The sequence below is a fragment of the Paraburkholderia phymatum genome, assembly GCF_040965635.1.
GTDB lineage: Bacteria > Pseudomonadota > Gammaproteobacteria > Burkholderiales > Burkholderiaceae > Paraburkholderia > Paraburkholderia phymatum_B.
Genome location: NZ_JBFRCH010000018.1, coordinates 1 through 19,145, shown reverse-complemented (window position 1 = coordinate 19,145; position 19,145 = coordinate 1). Strand labels below are relative to the sequence as shown.

Sequence of the window (19,145 nt, the reverse complement as noted above, 5' to 3'; positions counted from 1 at the left end):
ATGAATGAACCAGTGCTCTACGAATTCGACGGCGGCGTGGCGACCATCACGCTCAACCGTCCCGAAACGCGCAATGCGTTGACGGAGATGGAAGTGGTCGATGCGCTCGTCGCGAGCCTCGAACGCGCGCAAGCCGATCGGTCCGTGCGCGCGATCGTGTTGACGGGAGCAGGCCCGGCATTTTCGTCGGGCGGCAACATCAAGCACATGCGCGACGAGGTCGGCACCTTCGGCGGCAACTCGGCGCGGATACGGGAGAACTACCGGCGCGGAATCCAGCGCATCCCGCGCGCGTTTCATGAACTGGACGTGCCCTGCATTGCCGCCGTCAACGGCCCGGCGCATGGCGCGGGCTGCGATCTCGCGTTGATGTGCGACATCCGCATCGCCGCGCAAAGCGCGCTGTTCGCGGAAAGCTTCGCGAAAGTCGGCATTATTCCCGGCGACGGCGGCGCCTGGCTGCTGCCGCGCGTGATCGGCCTGTCGCGCGCCGCCGAAATGATCTTCACGGGTACGCCCATCGACGCGCAATGCGCGCTCGAATGGGGCCTCGTGTCGCGCGTCGTGCCCGATGCGCAGCTGCTGTCCGCGGCAAATGAACTGGCGCAACGGATCGCGAGCAATCCGCCCAACGTGCTGCGCATGAGCAAGCGCCTGATACGCGAAGGTCAGCGGATGGATCTGCCGAGTCTGCTGGAACTGTCGGCGGCGTTTCAGGGGATCGCGCATCGCACGGCGGATCACCGCGAGGCGATCGCCGCGACCTTCGAGAAGCGCGCACCCAACTACACGGGCGAATGACGCCGGCGCCGGCCTGAGCGCCCAACGGCACGCATGACGCGATGGACCCGCGCAGCGCGATATGCGACAGTCTCCTTATCCCGGTTCATCCATCATGGACATGCGCAGGAAAAGCAACGAGGCGCCGAAGCTGGCCGCGGCGCTGCATCTGGAACGGCGGACGGCCGACGCGGGCGAGGCCGGCATCGCGCGCGGTGCGCATGAGCGTCCCGTCGTCACGCAACGCATCGGCTTTTTTCTGGTGCCGAACTTTTCGATGATGGCGCTCAGCTCCGCAACCGAGCCTCTGCGCGCCGCCAACCGGATGAGCGGCAAGCCGCTCTATAGCTGGCATCTGATCAGCGCCGACGGTGAGCCCGTGTCGTCGAGTTCGGGTTTTTCGCTGCTGCCGGAATCGGCGATGACGTCGTCGATTGCCGTCGATCAGCTATTCGTGGTGGCAAGCATCGATGTCGAGAACTACCGGAACGCGTCGGTGTTCGATTTTCTGCGCCGCTATGCGGCAAGTGGCCGGCCGCTAGGCGGCATCAGTCTCGGCACGATGATCCTCGCGCGCGCGGGGCTGCTCGACAAGCGCCGCTGCACGATCCATTGGGAGGCGTTGAAAGCGCTCGCCGACGAGTTTCCGTCATTGACGGTGACGCGCGACCTCTATTGCATCGACGGCGACCGGCTCACGTGCGGCGGCGGCACGGCCGCCATCGATCTGATGCTCGACATGATTGCTCGCGCGCATAGCCACCGGCTCGCTGCCGACGTCGCCGATCAGTTCCTGCACACGCGCATTCGCGCATCGCAGGAAAGCCAGAAAATGGCGATTCAATGGCGCTACGGCATCGAGGACCGGCGCATCGTCAATGCGATCACGTTGATGGAACAGAATATCGAACGGCCCGTGCCCGTGCAGACCATCGCTTCGCTGGTGGGCATTTCGCCGCGTCAGATCGAGCGCATGTGGCTGAAGCACTTCGGCATGGGACCATCGCAGTTCTATCTCGACGTGCGCCTGAAGGCCGCGCAAAAACTGCTGCACGAATCGACCTCGTCCATCTTCGATATCGCCTTGCAGTGCGGGTTCACAAGCGCGTCCCATCTCGGACGGTGTTATCGCAAGGCATTTTCTATTACCCCCGGACAGGAGCGCGCGTCGAAGACGAAGGTCTGAGGCCTTGGACATCCTGTCGAATCGTTGCCAGAAAAAGCGGTAGCGGCCGCAAACGCGGCGCGTCAACTGAACTGCCATCAGATCGCGTCAGCAGGCCGATGCGCATCCGTGTCCACGCAGCACACCAGCACTTCGGCGGGCTTTTTGCCGGTGCTCAGATACACGTGCCCAACGGAACTGTCGAAGTACAGGCTGTCTCCCGGCTTGAGTTCGAATACGGCGCCCGTCTCGAACCGCAGTTCAAGCGAGCCATGCAAAAGAAACACGAACTCTTCGCCGCTGTGACGAATGAAGTCGGGGAAATCGGATAGCTTGCGCGCCCTGACATGCGCGCGCATCGGCACCATGCGCTTGCCCGTCAGATCGTTCGCGAGCATGCCGTACTCGTAGTTCGGCGTGTCGTAGATCATCTGCTGGCCCGATGCCGTAAAGATCGGCGTGATGTGACTCATTGCGGGACTCGCAGCGGAACTCGCGGCGGCCCGTCGTCCGCGTCCGAAGATGGCGTCGAATTCGAGTCGCAGCGCGTGCGCGAGCGCGGCGAACTTGTCGTAGGTCAGCGCGATGTCGCCGCGCTCCGCCTTCGAGATCGTCGACACGGCAATGCCCGATTGCTCCGACAACTGCATCAGCGTGAGGCCGCGCGCCTTGCGCGCGTCGCGTAGTCGTGCGCCGACCGCCTTGTGATCGATCTGCGACGAAGCCTCGGCGGCTGCGGGCTCTTTTCGCCCGACGGATCTGGCCATGGGACACGCTCTGCGATGGTGAGGGTTTTGTCGTATACGAGAATTTATTTTTTCTCGTATATGATAACCCGCATCGATGCCAGTCCCTGAGGAGCGGTCGCCGTGTCAACGCTTGCATTGGAAAAAGCCGGCCTGTCGAAGACCCAGGTCATCGCCGCGACGACGCTCGGCACGGCGCTGGAGTTCTACGATTTCACGATCTACAGCTTCTTCGCGATCCAGATCGGACAGTTGTTCTTTCCGTCCGCGTCGCCCGTGAACCAGTTTCTGCTGTCGATCGGCGTGTTCGGCGTGGGTTTCGTGGTACGGCCGCTAGGCGGCATCGTGATCGGCGCCTACGCAGACCGCGCGGGCCGCAAGAAAGCGATGGTGCTGACCATCATGCTGATGGCGCTGAGCTGCGCGCTGATCGCCTGCGCGCCGACGTATGCGGTGGCGGGACTGGCCGCACCGTTTATCGTGCTCGCGGCGCGCTTGATCCAGGGCTTCGCGGCGGGCGGCGAGTTTGGCCCCGGCACGACACTGCTCGTCGAATACGCATCGGATTCGACGCGCGCCTTCTTCGCCAGCTGGAACTTCGCTGCCACGGCACTCGGCCTTGCGCTCGGCGCGGCCGTCGCGACGCTCGTCAACGTCACGCTGCCGAAGGATGCCGTGCTCGCATGGGGCTGGCGCATTCCGTTCCTGCTGGGCATTGTCGCGGCACCCGTCGGCATGCTGATCCGCCGACGCCTCGAAGAGACGCTGAGCGACGCGTCGCCCGGCAGCACGCATCGGCGCGGCGCGTTGAAAGCGGCGCTCACCACGCATCTGAAGCTGACGATACTCGGCACGTTCGCCGAACTCGGCGGCTCGGTCTCGGTGTACATCACAGCGTTCTTTCTGCCGAGCCACGCGGTGCGCACGCTGCATCTGTCGTCGACGGCATCGGTCGCGTCGGGCGTAATCAGTTCGCTCGTGCTGTTCGTCGCCGCGCCCATCGCAGGCAAGCTCGCGGACCGTTTCAGCCGCAAGCGCGTGCTCGTCGTGTCGCGCGTGATCCTGCTGCTCGCCATCTACCCTGCGTTCGCGTGGCTGTCCGCAAAGCCCTCGATGTTGATGCTGTGCGCCGTGTCCGCTTTTCTCGCGTTGTTCGTCGCCGGGCAGATCGTGCCCGTGCTCGTGATGATCCCCGAACTGTTCCCCAAGCACGTACGGGCGACGGGCATCGCGCTAACCTATGTCGTGAGCGCTTCGTTCTTCGGCGGCTTCTCGCCGTTCGTGGCAAGCTGGCTCGTCGCGCTGACGGGCAATCCGCTTGCGCCCGCGTGGTACGTGGCGGCCGCGTGCGCCATCTCGCTCGTCCCCGTGATCTGGCTGCGCGATCGCACGGGCGAAGCGCTTAACTGACCTTACTTCGCCTCGAGGATTTCGAATCATGTCTGCTCACGACGATCTCGTCAGCCGCAATGCCGTCGAATTGCGCCGGATGATCGGCGCGAAAGAGATTTCGCCCGTCGAACTGCTCGATGCTTGCATCGAGCGGATCGAAGCCATCAACCCCGCCGTCAACGCGATCACGGCAACCTGTTACGACGATGCGCGCGAAGCCGCGAAGGCTGCCGAACGCAAGGTCCTCGCGGGCGAGCCGCTCGGACTGCTGCATGGCCTGCCGCTCGGCGTGAAAGATCTCGAAGATACGGCAGGCCTGCTCACCACCTACGGCTCGCCGATGTCGCGCGGCCACGTGCCTTCGCGCGATGTCACGCTGGTCGAAAGGCTGCGCGCGGCGGGCGCGATTCTCGTCGGCAAGACGAATGTGCCGGAACTCGGCGCCGGCGCGAACACGCGCAACGCGGTATGGGGCGCGACGGGCAATCCGTTCGACACCGAACTGAACGCGGGCGGTTCGTCGGGCGGCTCGGCGGCGGCCCTCGCGTGCGACATGCTGCCCGTCTGCACCGGCTCCGACACGGGCGGCTCGCTGCGCATTCCGGCATCGAAGTGCGGCGTGGTCGGCTTCCGCCCCTCTCCCGGACTCGTGCCGAACTCGCGTCGTCTGCTCGGCTGGACGCCGATTTCGGTAGTCGGTCCGATGGGCCGCGATGTCGACGAGACGGCACTGCAACTCGCGGCGACGGCGGGCCTGTCGGTGAGCGACCCGCTCAGCTACGAAACCGATCCGCCTGGCTTCGCGGCGCTGCCCGCGCTCGATCTCGCGACGCTGCGCGTCGGCTACACGGAAGACTTCGGCTCGTGCGATGTCGACGACGATATCCGCGCGCTGTTCCGCTCGCGCATCGGCGCGCTCGAAAGGATGGTGCGCATTTGCGAGCCCGTCAGCTTCGATCTCGGCGACGTGCACCGCGCGTTCGACGTGATCCGCGCGGAAAGCTTCGTCGCGGGGCTGCGCGATGTGTATGCGCGCGACCCGGGCGCGCTGGGGCCGAACACGCGCGCGAACTACGAAATCGGCGCGTCGATGACGCTCGCCGACAGCGCATGGGCGCAGGCGGAACAGACGCGCATCTTCAGGCGCTTTCAGTCCGCGTTCGAGCGCTACGACGTCATCGTGTCGCCGACTACGCCCGTTTCGCCGTTTCCGTGGCGCGAGTTGTACGCGGCGCAGATCAACGGCCGCGCGCAGGAGAACTACTATCGATGGCTCGCGCTGACGTACGTCGTGACGCTGACGACGCATCCTGCGCTATCGCTGCCATGCGGCGTCGATCATGCGGGCATGCCGTTCGGCTTGCAGATCGTCGGGCCGTATCATGGCGATCTGAAGACACTCGCCGTCGCGCGTGCGATGGAGAAAGCCTTCGACAAGGAGCCCGCATTGCGCCGTCCGCGCCCCGATCTGTCGCGTCTCACGCAGCCGAACCCGGCGCTGAAGTCGATCGTTACCGCGCCGCCCGTTTTCGACTCTGCTGGCGGCGGCGATGCCAGCATGTCTTCCATGTAACTCACTCGTCAGAACATCATGTCCAGCGAAATCAAAAGACTGCAAACCAACGCACGCATGAGCCAGGTGGTGATCGCCAACGGCATCGTCTATCTGTCCGGCCAGGTGCCCGATACGGCCGGCGCGTCGATCACCGTGCAGGCGACGGAAATTCTCACGCGTATCGACACGCTGCTCGCATCGACAGGTGTCGACAAGACGCGCGTTCTCACCGCGAACGTGTGGCTGAGCGATCCGAAACACTTCGACGAATTCAATGCCGTGTGGGACGCCTGGGTGCCGTCGGGCCATGCGCCTACGCGCGCCTGCGTGCAGGCGTTGCTGATGAGGCCCGGCCTCGATGTCGAAGTCGCCGTGACCGCGCTCGCATGACGTCATCGGCGAGGACAACGCTGCGATGAAGTTCGATACCGTCGTACTCGGCGCGGGCATGGTGGGCGTGTCGGTGGCCGTGCATCTGCAACAGCGCGGACTGTCCGTTGCGCTCGTCGACCGCAAGGCGCCCGGCAACGAGACGTCGTTCGGCAACGCGGGACTGATTCAGCGCGAAGGCGTGTATCCGTACGCGTTTCCTCGCGACCCGGCGACACTGCTGCGCTATGCGCGCAACCGCTCGCTCGACGTGCGCTACCACCCGCGCGCCATGCCGAAGCTGCTGCCGTTCCTGTATCGCTACTGGTATCACTCGCGCGCGGACCGGCATTCGGCGATTGCGCGCTCGTACTCGACGCTGATCGAGCATTGCGTCAGCGAGCATCGCGCGCTGATCGCGGCGTCGGGTGCGCAGGCCTTGCTGCGCACGGGCGGCTGGCTGAAAGTCTTCCGCAGCGCGCGCAAGCAGGACTCGGAACTACGCCAGGTCGAGCGATGGAGCGCGGAATATGGCGTCGCATTCGAGGCACTCGATGCAGCCCGGCTGCGGCGCGAAGAGCCGTCGTTGAGTCACGCATTGCTGGGTGCGCTGCGCTACACCGATGCCGATTCCATCAGCGATCCCAATGCGCTCGTCACCGCTTACGCACGCTACTTCGAGCAACTGGGCGGGCGCATCTTCATCGGCGATGCGATGACGCTCGAACCGCAATGGAGCGTGAATACGGAAGCTGGCCGCATCGACGCGCGTTCAGCCGTTGTCGCGCTCGGCCCGTGGTCGGATACCGTCAGCGCACGGCTCGGCTACCGTCTGCCGCTCGCCGTCAAGCGCGGGTATCACATGCACTACTCGACAGTCGATGGTGCGCGCCTGAACCAGCCGGTGCTCGACACGGAGATCGGCTACATGATCACGCCGATGGCGCGCGGCATCCGCCTGACGACGGGCGCCGAACTGGCCGCGTGCGACGCGCCCGCAACGCCCGTTCAACTCGACGCAATCGAACCCATCGCGCGGAATACGTTTCCGCTCGGCGCGAGACTCGACGAGCGTCCCTGGCTCGGCCGGCGTCCCTGCACGCCCGACATGATGCCGATCATCGGGCCGGCGAAACTTCACAAGGAGTTGTGGTTTGCGTTCGGCCACGCGCATCACGGATTGACGCTCGGTCCCATTACAGGGCGTTTGCTCGCGGAGATGATGGTCGGCGCCGAACCGGTTGCAGATCCGTTTCCGTTTCGCGTCGATCGCTTTTAGGTGCGGACGCTGTTCCCGGTGACGGACCGGCCGCGATGCAGGCGTGCCCCCGCGACGCAGAACTACGTCGACTGGCGGAAAGACGGCTTCCAACACTCACACCTTTTTAACGGCATCGCTGCCTTTCCACGTCCAGTTGCGAATTTCTTCTCGGTCGATTCCTTCGGCATGCGCATACGTGACGTGTTCGATCCGCTGATCGCGCAAGCGCTCTTTCGCATGGTCGCCCACGCCGCGCAGCGCCGGCACACGGTCGATCACGTCGATGGCGAGCGTGAAGCGATCGATGCCGTTGATGATCGCCAGTTCGAGCGGCGTGTTGATGTTGCCCTTCTCCGCATAGCCATGCACGTGAATGTTCACGTGGTTCGCGCGGCGATATGCGAGCTTGTGAACGAGCGATGCATACGAGTGAAAATTGAATATCACCGGCTTGTTCGTGGTGAACAGCGAATCGAAATCGCGCGATGACAGTCCGTGCGGATGATCGGTGTCCGGCATCAGACGGAACAGATCGACCACGTTCACGAAGCGCATTTTCAGATCCGGAAAGAGCCCCATGAGGATTTCGACGGCGGCGAGTGCTTCCATCGTCGCGATGTCGCCCGCACTCGCCATCACGACATCAGGTTCCTGCCCCTGATCAGTCGACGCCCAGTCCCAGATGCCGACGCCTTTCGTGCAATGCGTGATCGCGGCCTTCATGTCCAGATACTGCAAATGCGGCTGCTTGTCCGCGACGATCACGTTTACGTAATCGCGCGAACGCAGACAATGATCGGCAACACTCAGCAGGCAGTTCGCATCGGGCGGCAGATAAATGCGCACGACGTCGGGGCTCTTGTTGGTCACGACATCGAGAAAGCCGGGGTCCTGATGCGTAAAGCCGTTGTGATCCTGCCGCCATACGAGCGACGTGATCAGCAGGTTCAGCGACGGCACGGGTTGCCGCCAGCGCAATTCGCGCTTTGCTTTTTCCAGCCACTTCGCGTGCTGATTGAACATCGAATCGATCACATGCACGAACGCTTCATAAGTCGCAAAGAGTCCGTGGCGGCCCGTCAGCGTGTAGCCTTCGAGCCAGCCTTCCAGCGTATGCTCGCTGAGCATTTCCATCACGCGACCGTCGACGGCCAGTTCGCCGCCGTCGCTATCGCTTTCTTCCGTGAGCGCAAGCCACGTCTTCTTCGAAGCCTCGTAGATCGCCGAGAGCTTGTTGCTCGAGGTTTCGTCAGGACCGAACACGCGGAAGCTCGTCATGTTCCGGCGCATCACGTCACACAGGTATTTCGCCAGCGCACCCGTCGAAGACAGATAGGTCGTGGCCGGAATCTTCACGTCGACGGCATGATCTTCGAAGCGCGGCAGATCGAGTGCCTTGCACAACGCCCCGCCGTTCGCATGCGGATTCGCACTGATCCGGCGATCGCCCCGCGGCGCCAGCGCGCGCAGTTCTTCGACCAGCCTTCCCGACTCGTCGAACAGTTGCTCCGGCTTGTAGCTGCGCAGCCATTCTTCGATCAGCTTGAGGCTCTCAGCGTTGCTCTCCGGGTCCGCGATGGGGACCTGGTGCGCACGCCATGAACCCTCTACCTTGTGCCCGCCGACTTCGCGCGGGCCTGTCCATCCCTTTGGCGTTCGCAGGACGATCATCGGCCAGCGCGGACGGCTGAGGTCGCCGTCCGTACGCGCATGCGTCTGGATCGCGCGGATTTCCTCGATGCAACGATCGAGCGTCGCAGCCATCTGCTGGTGCATCGTCTGCGGATCGTCGCCTTCGACGAAATACGGCTTGTGACCGTAACCCGTCATCAACGCGGCGAGTTCTTCGTGTGGAATGCGGGCGAGCACAGTCGGATTGGCGATCTTGTAGCCGTTCAGATGAAGAATGGGCAGTACGGCGCCGTCGCGGACGGGATTGAGGAATTTGTTCGAATGCCATGACGTGGCGAGCGGTCCCGTCTCCGCTTCGCCGTCGCCGATCATCGCCGCGACGATCAGATCGGGATTGTCGAACGCGGCACCGTACGCATGCGAAAGGCTGTAGCCCAGCTCGCCGCCTTCGTGAATCGAGCCTGGCGTTTCAGGCGTACAGTGCGATCCGATGCCGCCCGGAAACGAAAACAGGCGGAAAAAGCGCCCCATGCCTCCTTCCGTTTCAGCGCGGTCCGGATAGATTTCCGAATAGCGCCCTTCGAGGTAGCTGTGCGCCAATGTCGCCGGCGCGCCGTGGCCCGGCCCGGAAATAAAAATGACATTCAGGTCCTGCCGCGTAATCGACCTGTTCAGATGCACGAGCACGAAGCTTTGCCCGGGATCGGAACCCCAGTGGCCGAGCAACCGTCTTTTGATGTGCTCTTTCGAAAGCGGCTCCCGCAACAGCGGATTTGCACGCAGGTAAATCATGCCGGCCGACAGATAGTTGCACGCCTGCCAATACCGGTCCATGTTGCGCAGCTCGTCGGCGCTCAACGGGGTCGCATCGAGGAGAACATCGTCCATTTCGAGCATCTCCATAGTCGTGGTTTCCGCGAGTGCAACATGGCCACCGCTCGTTGACGCATCTGGCGATGCACCCGGCCGCGTCGGACCTTCGTATCATAGGCGGCAATGTGGAATTTTTCATTTTCACGGCCACGGACGACGTGCGCTCTTGCGCGCGCATCCATCGATTCGGCACGCTTTTGCGCGGCCTTGCCGCTCAGCTTTTGCCTGAATGGCGTAGATGTTTAATCGCCAATACGCACGCCGCCGGGACATGAACCACGCCGAATCCGACGACCAGCACGAGCCACGGCGAAGCAACCGACCCGAATACCATCGCGCTGACCGCGCCGAAAAGAATGCCCACGACCGCCAGCGACAAATGGGCGATCGCCCTTCTCGATCCCCCGAGCGTATAGCGCGGAATGGTTGCGTGAACGTATATGACGACCAAAGCAGATGCCATCGCGGCGGCTGCATGACCCGATTGCATGGTTGCCTCTCCTCTGCACTGAAGATTGCTTCAGGGAAGATTCTCGCGCAACACGATGCTGAACTGCACGGGCTTCACGCCGTCGAGTGCATCGCGGCCTTCGTGCACGTTACGGAAAATTTTCAGGGAGTTGCCGACCATCGACTGCGGCGTCTGCGTGATGAGCGCATCCATTGTTCCGTCGATCAGCAAGGCGCGCGTATCGGGCGTGAGTCCATGTCCGACGAAGAGAATCTTCTGCTCGGTCTTTGCCTCGACGATCGCGCGCGCGACGCCATCTGAGCCGCCGCCGCTGTTGTAAATCCCGGCAAGATCGGGATGCTGCGCGATCAGGTTGCGCGTCTGCACGTAGTTGCGCTCGCTGTCGTCCTGCCCTTCGCGCAGCCCGATCACCTTCACTTGCGGAAACGTCGATTCGATGAGATGCAGAAAGCCGATCTCGCGTTCCTCGTGCCCGCGATAGTTGAGGCTGCCCGCAAGCATCGCGATCTTGCCTGACGGACGCGGACCCATGAAGCGTCCCAGCAGCAGCGCCGCCGTGCGTCCCGCCGAACGGTTGTCGATGCCCACATAAGCCAGCCTGCGAGAATTCGACAGATCGGAAATTAGCGTGATTGCGGGCACGTTCTGTTCCGCGAGCGCGTTCACCGCATCGCGCACCACGGGATGTTCGAGCGCCATGAACACCACGCCATCCGCGCGCTGGCCATAATGCAGCAGACGCGCGGCGAGTTCATTGGGATTGAAGCTCTCGACATAGTGCACGCGGCAGCGCATGCCTTGCGCGGCCCACTGGTTGTGCGCGAACTCGATGTAATCGCCGAGCATGCGCAGATAGCGGTTCGTGCCGGCCGGCACCAGAAACTCGATCTTCAATGGCCGCGCAGTTTTGGTCTCGGGTGCCGGCGCGTCGATCACATAGCCCGCCTGCGCGGCGGCCTGCATCACGCGACGCGCCGTCATCGGCCGCACGCCGTCGCGGCCGTTCAATACGCGATCGACGGTCGCCGTCGAAACGCCCGCCGCAGCGGCGATGTCCGCGATCCGCGCACGCGGCGGAAAAAGAGGAATGGGCGCGTCAGCCATGCTGATTTCTGAGGGCGTAGTCCATCAAAAACAATCAGGATTGCGGTTTGACACGGCGAGTGGCCGTCCCTAGTCTTGCAGCAACATCATGCAGACAGCACAGAGCGTAACGAAAAAGACGCATCGGCGCCCGTGCGAATCATGATGGTTTTTGATTGAGCATGATGCCACAGCGGCACACACCAAACAAAACCTGGAGACATTCGAATGACCAACCTTGTCAGGCGCTCGCTGCTGCGCGCTGCGGCGGCCGCGCCCGTCGCCGGTGCGCTGGGTTTTCCCGCCATCGTCCGTGCCGCTGCGCCACAGTACGTGTTCAAGTACGGCAACAACCTGCCGCTCACGCACCCGCTCAACGTTCGCGCGAAGGAAGCAGCGGACCAGGTGAAGGAGCAGTCCAAAGGGCGGATGGAAATCCGCATCTTCCCGAACAACCAGCTTGGCGGCGATACCGACATGCTCGCGCAGGTGCGCAGCGGCGGCATTGAAATGTTCACGCCGTCCGCGCTCGTCGTGTCGACGCTCGCGCCCGTTGCCGCGATCAACGCGATCGGCTTCGCGTTCAGCGACTACTCGCAGGTGTGGAGCGCGATGGACGGCAAGCTCGGCGCGTATGTGCGCGCGGCGATGTCGAAAGCCGGTCTCGAGTCGTTCGAGAAGATGTGGGACAACGGCTTTCGCGAGACCACGTCCAGCTCGCGCGCAATCGCGAACGCATCGGACATGCGCGGCCTGAAGATTCGCGTGCCCGTCAGTCCGCTGAGCATCGATATGTTCAAGGGCCTGGGCGCCGCGCCGACGAGCCTTCAGTTCAGCGAGGTCTATTCGTCGCTGCAAACGCATATCGTCGATGCGCAGGAAAACCCGCTGCCCATCGTGCAGGTGGCGAAGCTGTACGAAGTGCAGAAGTACTGCTCGCTGACGAATCACATCTGGGACGGCTTCTGGTTCGTGCTGAACCAGCGCGCGTGGCAGAAGCTGCCGAAAGACCTGCAAGGCATCACGTCCGATGCGTTCAACCAGGCGGCGCTGCGTCAGCGCGACGACGTGCACAAGCTCAACGATGCTGCCGTCGCCGATCTGCAAGGCAAGGGACTGTCGATCAACCGGCCTTCGCCCGACACGTTCCGCGCGGCGCTGCGGCAAGCGAACTTCTACTCCGACTGGAAGGGCCGCTTCGGCAACGAAGCGTGGTCGCTGCTGGAAAGCTACACGGGCAAGCTCGCTTGAATTCACACAAGCACGCGCAACTTCGCGCGCGATGCCGTGCGGCACGTTCAGGAGCGTAACGTGCCGCGCGCATCGCGGACTGGAGAGATCGACATGACGGATCAGGCGCTGCCGCATGCAGCCATCGCCGATGCCACGGCCGCTTCATCGTTCGACACCGCGCTCGCCGCAAGCGGTCCGAGGCGCTGGCTGCGCCGCTTCGACCGCGCGTTGATCGCGCTCGTCGAAAGCGCGTGCGCGTTGCTGCTCGCCATCGAAATCGTCGTGCTGCTGGCGGGCGTCGTGTTCCGCTACGCGCTGCATCAGCCGCTCGTGTGGTCGGACGAACTGGCGGGCATGCTGTTCCTGTGGATGTCGATGCTCGGCGCAGTGCTCGCGCTGCGTCGCGGCGAGCATATGCGGATGACGGCCTTCGTCAGCCGCCTGTCGCCGCAGCGGCGCGCGCTCGTCGATACGCTCGCGATCGTGCTGTCGATTGCGTTGCTCGCGCTCGTGCTGTGGCCCGCGTACGACTTCGCCGCCGCCGAAATCGTGATCCTCACGCCCGCGTTGCAGATCAGCGACGCATGGCGCGCGTTCGCGCTGCCCGTCGGCGCGGCGCTGATGCTGCTCGTCGGGCTGATCCGGCTCGCGCAGGTGGGCCGCATGCGTGACATCGCGATTGCGCTCGCGTTCGTCGGCATCGTGGCGGGCGTCATCGCGTGGGCCGCGCCCGCGCTGCCCGATCTCGGCAAGGCGAACCTGCTGATCTTCTTCGTCGGCGTGGTTGCAATCGGCATCTTCTCCGGCGTGCCGATCTGCTTTTCGTTCGCGCTCGCGACGTTCGGCTATCTGAGTCTCACGACGGATACGCCGCTCGAAGTGATCGTCGGACGCATGGATGAAGGCATGTCGCATCTGGTGCTGCTCGCGGTGCCGCTGTTCGTGTTCCTCGGCCTGATGATCGAAATGACGGGCATGGCGCGCGCGATGATCCAGTTTCTCGCGAGCCTAGTCGGTCATGTGCGCGGCGGGCTGTCGTATGTGCTGATCGGCACGATGTATCTCGTGTCGGGCATCTCGGGCTCGAAGGTCGCCGACATGGCCGCGATCGCGCCCGTGCTGTTCCCCGAAATGAAACGGCGTGGCGCGGACGAAGGCGATCTCGTCGCGCTGCTGTCGACGGCGGGCGCGCAAACGGAAACCGTGCCGCCCAGCATCGTGCTGATCACGATCGGCTCGGTCACGGGCCTGTCGATCTCCGCGCTCTTCACGGCGGGCATGCTGCCCGCGCTGGTGCTCGCGCTGATGCTGTGCTTCGTCGTGTGGCTGCGCTATCGCACGGAGGACCCGAGCCGCGCGCAGCGCTTCAACCGGCGCGAGATCGGCCGCATGTTCGTCGTCGCGTTCCCCGCGCTCGCGTTGCCGTTCGTGATTCGCGGCGCGGTCGTGGAAGGCATCGCGACGGCGACGGAAGTATCGACGATCGGCATTGCGTATTCGGTGCTGATCGGTCTCTTCGTCTACCGGCGCTTCGCGTGGTCGCGTCTGCCGCGCATGCTGATCGACGCGGCCACACTGTCAGGCGCGATCATTTTCATCATCGGCTGCGCGACGGCGATGGCGTGGGCGCTCACGCAATCGGGCTTCTCGCAGGATCTCGCGTCGCTGATGACGGCGCTGCCCGGCGGCTCATGGAGTTTTCTCGCGCTGTCGATCGTCGTGTTCATCGTGCTCGGCAGCGTGCTCGAAGGCATTCCGGCGATCGTGCTGTTCGGCCCCCTGCTCTTTCCGATTGCGCGCGCTGCAGGCGTCAACGAAGTGCATTACGCGATCGTCGTGATTCTCTCGATGGGCGTCGGGCTGTTCTCGCCGCCGTTCGGCGTCGGATATTACTCGGCGTGCGCGGTGAGCCGCATCAATCCCGATGCCGGCATGCGGCGCATCGTCGGCTATATGAGCGCGCTCGTGCTCGGGCTGATTCTCGTTGCGTTCGTGCCGTGGATATCGACCGGCTTTCTTTGAGCGACCGTCTTTTCCCGGCCGTTCGCATCAACCATTTCCAACCATTTCGCAGTTTCGTCGCTATCCCTTCTCTGGCATTGGGAGTGTATTCATGAGTCGTTTTTTTGGCGAGATCCGTCAGGCCGGTTATGTCGTGCGCGACATCGAGGCGGCGATGGACCACTGGAGCCGTGTGCTCGGCGTCGGTCCGTGGTTCTATAACGAGCGCGTGCCCATCGAGGATTATCGCTATCGCGGCGAGCGCTACGAGGTCCACAACTCGGTTGCGCTCGCAAACTCCGGGGACTTGCAGGTCGAACTGATCCAGACGCGCAACGACGCGCCGTCGATGTATCGCGACTTTCTCGCAGCGGGCCATACGGGATTGCAGCACAACGCGTACTGGACGACTTCGTTCGACGCCGATCTCGAACGTCTGCAGAAACAGGGCTTCACGGTCGCGATGAGCGGCAACGTCGGCAAGAACGGACGCTTCGTCTACTTCGACACGGAGCAGCATCCGGGCACGGTGATCGAGCTGTCGGAGATCGCGGGCCCGAAAGGCAAGCTCTTCGACATGATCCGCGAGGCGTCGCTGAACTGGGATGGCCGCGATGCAGTGCGTCCGTTTCCTGATCTGAGCACGCTATGAGCGCGCCTTCATCACGCGACGACAGCATCGAAGCCGATTACCTGATCGAGACGCCCCTCGATCTCGCGAAAGTAGCGGACACGATGGCGGGCGAACAGTCGAGCGGCACGTTCGTGCGCGTCGCCGGCGAAAGCGACGAACTGCGCGCGCGCAGCCGCGCAAGCGTGCTGCGCATCGACGAACGGGGGCCCATACCTCACGCATCGCTGCCGAGCGCATGGCTCATGCGCCAACGCGTGAACGGGCCATTCAGGCGCGCGCGTGTGACGCTGTCGTTTCCCGTTGCGAACATCGGCGCCAATCTGCCGACCCTCGCGGCGACGGTCGCCGGCAATCTGTACGATCTCGGCGAAGTGACGGGCATGCGGCTCGTGTCGCTGCGCGTGCCGCGCGCCTATCGCGAGCGCTTCGATCTGCCCGTGCACGGCGTTACCGGCACGCGGCGTCTGACGGGCGTCCGACAAGGGCCGATGGTCGGCACGATCATCAAGCCGAACGTCGGGCTGTCGGCGCAAGAGACCGCGCAACTGGTGCGCACCCTCTGCGAAGCGGGCATCGATTTCATCAAGGACGATGAAGTGTGCGCGAATCCATCGCATGCGCCCCTCGATGAACGTATTCGCGCCGTGATGCGCGAAGTCCGTGCGTTCCGCGAGCGCACGGGCAAACGCGTGATGGTCGCGTTCAACATCACCGACGATACGGATGCGATGCGGCGTCACGCGGAACTCGTCGAACGCGAGCAAGGCGACTGCGTGATGGCGAGCATCAACTGGTGCGGGTTCTCCGCGATCCGGACGCTGCGCCGCTCGACGCCGCTCGTTCTGCACGCGCATCGCAACGGCTTCGGCATGATGTCGCGCGATGGAGCACTCGGCATCGGCTTTCAGGCGTATCAGACGCTGTGGCGGCTCGCGGGCGTCGATCACATGCACGTGCATGGGCTCGCCGGCAAGTTCGCGCAAAGCGATGCAGAAGTGACCGAGTCCGCGCGCGATTGCGCGACGCCTCTCGCCAACGGTCTCGACGATTGCGTGCTGCCCGCGTTCTCGTCCGGGCAATGGGCGGGCACCGTGCCCGCGACGTTCGACGCGACAGGCAGCGCCGATCTGCTTTTCATGTCGGGCGGCGGCATTCTCGCTCATCCGGACGGACCGGCTGCCGGCGTGCGAAGCGTTCGGCAGGCATGGGATGCCGCGCAATCCGGCACGCCGCTGCACGACCATGCGGCCCATGCGCCGGAACTGCGCGCCGCGCTCGCGTTCTTCGGTGCGCGCACATGAGCGCATCGAGCGCTGCGCCGTACGGCTTCTACGGCGACGATTTCACGGGCGCGACCGACACGCTTGCACATCTCGCCCGCGCCGGTTTGCGGACGCTGCTGTTCCTCGCGCCGCCGACTAGCATGCGCCTCGACAGCGTCGGCCCCCTCGACGCGATCGGCATGGCGGGTGCTGCGCGCGCGATGCCGCCCGCCGCGATCGCCGACGAACTCACGCGCGTCGGCGCATGCTTCGCTGCGCTCGGCGTGCGCGTGATGCACTACAAGGTCTGCTCGACATTCGACAGCGCGCCGCATACCGGCAACATCGCGACGGCCATTGCCACGCTGCGTCGTCATTTCGCGAATCCATTCGTGCCCATCGTCGGCGGTCAGCCTGGACTGCTGCGCTACTGCGCGTTCGGGCAACTGTTTGCGGCAGCGGGAAGCGACACGCGTGACGTTCATCGGATCGACCGTCATCCGACGATGAGCCGCCATCCCGTCACGCCGATGAACGAGGCCGATCTGCGCATGCATCTCGAACGTCAAGGCATGCGCGATGTGGCGCTGGTCGACTGGCGCGCGTATGCGTTGCCGTTCGCCGAGGTCGACGCAATGGTCGATGCGAGGCTGTCGGCGGGAGCGTCCGCGATACTGTTCGACGCGCTGCGTGACGATGACCTCGCGACGATCGGCCGGCTGATCGATGAACGCTCGCGCTGCGCGCCGATGCTTGCCGTTGGTGCGAGCAGCGTCGCGCAGGCATGGTGTGCCGCGGCGACTTCGGATGCGGCGACTTCGGACGCGCTGCATGCGGATGCCGGATCGCAAGCGCTCGGCCGCGCGCAAGGCCCTGTGTTTGCGCTCGCGGGCAGCCTGTCACCGCTGACGGCCGCGCAAATCGAAGCCGCTCACTCGTACTGGAAGATCGAACTCTATCCGCGTGGGCGCGACAGCGACACATTGCGATTCGACGCGGCACCCATCGTCGATATGTTGCGCGAAGGCCGGCATGTGCTCGCCTTCACGCGGCGTGCGCAAAATCAAAACGACGCAAGCCGCGCGCAGACCGCGCATGCCACGGCAGCACTTCTGCGCGACGTGGTCCGGGCAGCTCGCCCACGGCGCATCGGCATTGCGGGCGGCGATACGTCGAGCCACGCGGCACAGGCGCTCGACGCATGGGGCCTTTCCTATCGCGCGCCGCTGACGACGGGCGTGACGGTGTGCCGCCTGCATGCCGACGAGCCTTCGCTCAACGGCACTGAGATCATGTTCAAGGGCGGCCAGATGGGCGGCACGGATGTCTTAGAGCGGTTGATCTCGGGCTGAGTGTCCAAACGCTATTGCACCGCGTCGCACGCCTTGCGGCATCGGCGTGCGCGCTGTCGCTTGCATCAGGTCAGCATTGAATTGCAGACCGTGTTTCCAGGCTGAGCGCCATTTCATCGAAAAGGCCAAAAGCAACGCTTGGCGTTAACCGCCCTCCTGCGCTATTTTTCGACAACGGGCCGGCAATTCATGCGTCCAATGCCGACCGGGAGGGTGGATACAAATGAGGTTCACTCGTCGAACTCGTGCGTGTGCGCTATCCGGGCTGCTCGCACTGCTTTGCGCCGACTCGTCGGTCGTCGCGAAGCACGATTGCGTGCGGTGGCCGCCGCAATTGCAAGAGGCAACCGCGCGCGTCCCGGTTACGCCACCCAGTGCGGGTGTCCTGATCGAGCGTGTGAATTTTTTTCTGGACCAGGATGCGCAGACGAAGGAAGAAGAGGCACAAAAGAAACACAAGGCCGAGCAGCAGCACCGCGCCGCAACGGCCAGGCCGAAGCCCAATCCAAAGGCTGCTTCCGCCGCTGCAGCGTCGAACGCGCGGCCGGAAGCGAGCCAGCCACAGGTGTCCTCCAGTTCGGCCGCCGCCACGCGGACGGAGCATGGCGTTCAATCAGCCGCGTCCGAACCCTCGCCGTCGCAGGGCGGTGCATCCGCGACGCCTGCGTCATCCACTGTGTCTTCTCCCACAGTCGCGACCGCACCGGCGCCCGCATCGTCGCATGACGGGAATCAGCGCACATCGCCTGCGCGGTTGACGAGGGAGCAACTGATCCCGTTGATGCGTGGCGCCACAATACTGAGGACAAACACTTCGGGCGCCCTGAGACAATGGGTCAATGGCCCCGACGGTACGCTGACGGTTTACTGGGCGGGTGGCGGTTTTGTTCAGCCACACAGTGCTAGCGGCAAGTGGAGCGTGACCGAGGATGGCCACTTTTGTCTTCAGATCGATTGGCCGGAAATGCCCGAAAACTGGTGCCGCTTTCTGGAACGGACAGCCAACGGCGCGTATCAACCCATCCCCGACTCCGCCGACGCAACCTGGACTCCCCCGAAGGACAAGACCGAGTGGAGACCCATGACCATTCGCCGCTAGCACAACTATGATTGGACACGACGCTAGCGAACCGCGCGATGTATATAAAGCGGGATAGCGGATCTCTTCATCGATTCAGAACTGCTCCCATATCCTCTGCTTCATTGGGAGGGAAGGTCTGAACAACCCGTTTTTTTATCGCACTTCTGCCGAGCGCCCGAGACAGGGATCGCGGTATCACTGGCACGGCGTCAGACCACTACCGGTCGCGTCTTTTACCCAGCGGCTCGACATCC

The 19,145-nt window shown here is 63.9% G+C and carries 16 protein-coding genes; 12 read left to right on the top strand and 4 right to left on the bottom strand.

All coding sequences use genetic code 11. The features are described from left to right. Positions 1 to 801, top strand: coding sequence for a crotonase/enoyl-CoA hydratase family protein (locus tag AB4Y32_RS25575; protein WP_368724025.1), 801 nt, complete (start codon positions 1 to 3; stop codon positions 799 to 801). Positions 802 to 862: 61 nt separating this feature from the next. Continuing rightward, complete coding sequence (locus AB4Y32_RS25570) at positions 863 to 1,966, top strand: GlxA family transcriptional regulator (protein ID WP_368724024.1); 1,104 nt, start codon at positions 863 to 865, stop codon at positions 1,964 to 1,966. 77 nt (positions 1,967 to 2,043) lie between these two features. Here AB4Y32_RS25570 and AB4Y32_RS25565 read toward each other — a convergent pair whose 3' ends face one another. Beyond that, positions 2,044 to 2,712 carry a helix-turn-helix domain-containing protein gene (locus AB4Y32_RS25565; protein ID WP_368724023.1) on the bottom strand — a complete coding sequence of 223 codons (669 nt, stop codon included), beginning with the start codon at positions 2,710 to 2,712 and terminating at the stop codon, positions 2,044 to 2,046. Positions 2,713 to 2,814: 102 nt separating this feature from the next. Between AB4Y32_RS25565 and AB4Y32_RS25560 the strand changes: the two genes are divergently transcribed. The 4 genes from AB4Y32_RS25560 to AB4Y32_RS25545 are packed head-to-tail and all read left to right on the top strand — an operon-like array spanning position 2,815 to position 7,286. Next, a complete protein-coding gene (locus tag AB4Y32_RS25560) occupies positions 2,815 to 4,101 on the top strand; it encodes an MFS transporter (RefSeq protein WP_368724022.1) in 1,287 nt (428 codons plus the stop codon). Between the two features lie 28 nt (positions 4,102 to 4,129). Further along, the gene (locus AB4Y32_RS25555) at positions 4,130 to 5,656 is read left to right on the top strand and encodes an amidase (protein ID WP_368724021.1); all 1,527 of its coding nucleotides are present in this window, start codon (positions 4,130 to 4,132) and stop codon (positions 5,654 to 5,656) included. A gap of 18 nt (positions 5,657 to 5,674) precedes the next feature. Beyond that, positions 5,675 to 6,028 carry a RidA family protein gene (locus AB4Y32_RS25550; protein WP_368724020.1) on the top strand — a complete coding sequence of 118 codons (354 nt, stop codon included), beginning with the start codon at positions 5,675 to 5,677 and terminating at the stop codon, positions 6,026 to 6,028. A gap of 25 nt (positions 6,029 to 6,053) precedes the next feature. Then, positions 6,054 to 7,286 (top strand): NAD(P)/FAD-dependent oxidoreductase, encoded by a 1,233-nt coding sequence (locus AB4Y32_RS25545; protein WP_368724019.1) that lies wholly within the window; start codon positions 6,054 to 6,056, stop codon positions 7,284 to 7,286. Positions 7,287 to 7,382: 96 nt separating this feature from the next. Here AB4Y32_RS25545 and AB4Y32_RS25540 read toward each other — a convergent pair whose 3' ends face one another. The 3 genes from AB4Y32_RS25540 to AB4Y32_RS25530 form a co-directional block, all read right to left on the bottom strand. Then, the gene (locus AB4Y32_RS25540) at positions 7,383 to 9,788 is read right to left on the bottom strand and encodes a phosphoketolase (protein WP_368724018.1); all 2,406 of its coding nucleotides are present in this window, start codon (positions 9,786 to 9,788) and stop codon (positions 7,383 to 7,385) included. Positions 9,789 to 9,987: 199 nt separating this feature from the next. Next, on the bottom strand, positions 9,988 to 10,263 hold the full coding sequence (locus tag AB4Y32_RS25535) for a hypothetical protein (RefSeq protein ID WP_368724017.1): 276 nt from the start codon (positions 10,261 to 10,263) through the stop codon (positions 9,988 to 9,990). A 30-nt stretch (positions 10,264 to 10,293) separates the two neighbouring features. Continuing rightward, the gene (locus AB4Y32_RS25530; protein ID WP_368724016.1) at positions 10,294 to 11,349 is read right to left on the bottom strand and encodes a LacI family DNA-binding transcriptional regulator; all 1,056 of its coding nucleotides are present in this window, start codon (positions 11,347 to 11,349) and stop codon (positions 10,294 to 10,296) included. A gap of 207 nt (positions 11,350 to 11,556) precedes the next feature. Between AB4Y32_RS25530 and AB4Y32_RS25525 the strand changes: the two genes are divergently transcribed. The 6 genes from AB4Y32_RS25525 (at position 11,557) to AB4Y32_RS25500 (ending at position 18,909) form a co-directional block, all read left to right on the top strand. Next, a complete protein-coding gene (locus AB4Y32_RS25525; RefSeq protein ID WP_368724015.1) occupies positions 11,557 to 12,579 on the top strand; it encodes a TRAP transporter substrate-binding protein in 1,023 nt (340 codons plus the stop codon). Between the two features lie 93 nt (positions 12,580 to 12,672). After that, the gene (locus AB4Y32_RS25520) at positions 12,673 to 14,583 is read left to right on the top strand and encodes a TRAP transporter large permease (RefSeq protein WP_439899843.1); all 1,911 of its coding nucleotides are present in this window, start codon (positions 12,673 to 12,675) and stop codon (positions 14,581 to 14,583) included. A gap of 91 nt (positions 14,584 to 14,674) precedes the next feature. Beyond that, entirely contained in the window at positions 14,675 to 15,214 is a 540-nt protein-coding gene (locus AB4Y32_RS25515) for a VOC family protein (protein WP_368724013.1), read from the top strand. Continuing rightward, on the top strand, positions 15,211 to 16,497 hold the full coding sequence (locus tag AB4Y32_RS25510) for a ribulose-bisphosphate carboxylase large subunit family protein (protein WP_368724012.1): 1,287 nt from the start codon (positions 15,211 to 15,213) through the stop codon (positions 16,495 to 16,497). Before AB4Y32_RS25515 ends, AB4Y32_RS25510 begins: the two co-directional genes overlap by 4 nt. Next, positions 16,494 to 17,810 (top strand): four-carbon acid sugar kinase family protein, encoded by a 1,317-nt coding sequence (locus tag AB4Y32_RS25505; protein WP_368724011.1) that lies wholly within the window; start codon positions 16,494 to 16,496, stop codon positions 17,808 to 17,810. Before AB4Y32_RS25510 ends, AB4Y32_RS25505 begins: the two co-directional genes overlap by 4 nt. Before the next feature lie 223 nt (positions 17,811 to 18,033). Further along, positions 18,034 to 18,909, top strand: a complete 876-nt coding sequence (locus tag AB4Y32_RS25500) for a hypothetical protein (RefSeq protein ID WP_368724010.1) — start codon at positions 18,034 to 18,036, stop codon at positions 18,907 to 18,909. The last annotated feature ends 236 nt before the right edge of the window (positions 18,910 to 19,145 follow it).

Bases quoted from the DNA above. Each gene is read 5' to 3' on its own strand.
- AB4Y32_RS25575 (WP_368724025.1), top strand. From the start codon at position 1: ATGAATGAACCAGTGCTCTACGAATTCGACGGCGGCGTGGCGACCATC.
- AB4Y32_RS25570 (WP_368724024.1), top strand. From the start codon at position 863: ATGCGACAGTCTCCTTATCCCGGTTCATCCATCATGGACATGCGCAGG.
- AB4Y32_RS25565 (WP_368724023.1), bottom strand. From the start codon at position 2,712: ATGGCCAGATCCGTCGGGCGAAAAGAGCCCGCAGCCGCCGAGGCTTCG.
- AB4Y32_RS25555 (WP_368724021.1), top strand. From the start codon at position 4,130: ATGTCTGCTCACGACGATCTCGTCAGCCGCAATGCCGTCGAATTGCGC.
- AB4Y32_RS25550 (WP_368724020.1), top strand. From the start codon at position 5,675: ATGTCCAGCGAAATCAAAAGACTGCAAACCAACGCACGCATGAGCCAG.
- AB4Y32_RS25545 (WP_368724019.1), top strand. From the start codon at position 6,054: ATGAAGTTCGATACCGTCGTACTCGGCGCGGGCATGGTGGGCGTGTCG.
- AB4Y32_RS25540 (WP_368724018.1), bottom strand. From the start codon at position 9,788: ATGGACGATGTTCTCCTCGATGCGACCCCGTTGAGCGCCGACGAGCTG.
- AB4Y32_RS25535 (WP_368724017.1), bottom strand. From the start codon at position 10,263: ATGCAATCGGGTCATGCAGCCGCCGCGATGGCATCTGCTTTGGTCGTC.
- AB4Y32_RS25530 (WP_368724016.1), bottom strand. From the start codon at position 11,349: ATGGCTGACGCGCCCATTCCTCTTTTTCCGCCGCGTGCGCGGATCGCG.
- AB4Y32_RS25525 (WP_368724015.1), top strand. From the start codon at position 11,557: ATGACCAACCTTGTCAGGCGCTCGCTGCTGCGCGCTGCGGCGGCCGCG.
- AB4Y32_RS25520 (WP_439899843.1), top strand. From the start codon at position 12,673: ATGACGGATCAGGCGCTGCCGCATGCAGCCATCGCCGATGCCACGGCC.
- AB4Y32_RS25515 (WP_368724013.1), top strand. From the start codon at position 14,675: ATGAGTCGTTTTTTTGGCGAGATCCGTCAGGCCGGTTATGTCGTGCGC.
- AB4Y32_RS25510 (WP_368724012.1), top strand. From the start codon at position 15,211: ATGAGCGCGCCTTCATCACGCGACGACAGCATCGAAGCCGATTACCTG.
- AB4Y32_RS25505 (WP_368724011.1), top strand. From the start codon at position 16,494: ATGAGCGCATCGAGCGCTGCGCCGTACGGCTTCTACGGCGACGATTTC.
- AB4Y32_RS25500 (WP_368724010.1), top strand. From the start codon at position 18,034: ATGAGGTTCACTCGTCGAACTCGTGCGTGTGCGCTATCCGGGCTGCTC.